At 38.0% G+C, this 561-nt stretch carries 1 protein-coding gene; it reads right to left on the bottom strand.

Annotation, left to right across the window (positions count from 1 at the left end):
- The coding region (locus ACI48O_RS22760) for an IS110 family transposase (protein WP_435564087.1) at window positions 1-441 on the bottom strand (441 nt) is incomplete at its 3' end.
- Window positions 442-561: the final 120 nt, after the last annotated feature.

Here is a 561-nt window from a genome sequence, read left to right as displayed (position 1 = left end):
ACGATGTTTCGCACGTAACTCATCTTCTTTTGCACATTCTCTGGCTCTTACTAAATCACGTAACGCTTCGTCTTCCTCTGTAGGTACATAAACAGATGTTAACTCACCTGCGCGAAACAACTGTGCAAGCCGTATTGCATCTCTTTTATCTGTTTTGACTCGATCACCTGGTTTGTTTGGGATTAAGCTAGGTGCAATAACATCACATTCTATACCCATATTCAGAAATAACCGATATAAGGGATAACCCGTTGGCCCTGCTTCATAACAAAATTTAAGGTTTTCAGGGCTTCCGAGTTTATTAATTAACTTTCTTATCGCTTCAACTGTATGAGGGATGATTCCATAATACCTTGGCTTTCCTCTTCCTTGATCAGCAATCGCAACAGCTATTTTTTCCTTTGATACGTCTAAACCTACAAACTTTGTGTTATCATTCATAGTAATGGCTCCTTTCGTTATGTAGCTCTGATTTGGTTATTTGTTTTTCCATTAAACAGCCTAACCAAGTTAACCTACGAATTTACGATAAGGAGCCAGTTTTGTTCATGATAACTTATT

The organism is Neobacillus terrisolis (assembly GCF_051233475.1).
Lineage (GTDB): Bacteria > Bacillota > Bacilli > Bacillales > Cytobacillaceae > Bacillus_BU.
The sequence above is the reverse complement of the archived record's forward strand: the minus strand, read 5'-3'. Positions and strand labels throughout refer to the sequence as shown.